At 74.3% G+C, this 222-nt stretch carries 1 protein-coding gene; it reads right to left on the minus strand.

What is annotated here, in order from left to right; translation table 11 throughout:
- Positions 1-222 (minus strand): DUF5324 family protein (locus MFF40_RS28705; protein WP_238263225.1); only part of this gene is annotated, 222 nt, incomplete at both ends.

Genomic DNA, 222 nt, shown 5'->3' on the forward strand with positions numbered 1-222 from the left:
CAGCGCTTGTCGTCGCGGTCGGTGCCGTCCACCGGGTCCGGTCCGGCTTCCGCCTCGTCCTGCTTGGCGCGGACCTCCGGGTCGAGCACCGTCCGGCCACTGCCGTCGACCGAAGTGAGCGGCGCGCGGTCGTCGGCCACCTCGGTGGGGGCCGGGGGCTCGACCAGCCAGTCCGGGTTGGCCTGCTTGTCCCACCACTTCCAGGCCGCGAACGCTCCACCG

It is taken from the genome of Methylobacterium mesophilicum, from assembly GCF_022179445.1.
GTDB lineage: Bacteria > Pseudomonadota > Alphaproteobacteria > Rhizobiales > Beijerinckiaceae > Methylobacterium > Methylobacterium mesophilicum.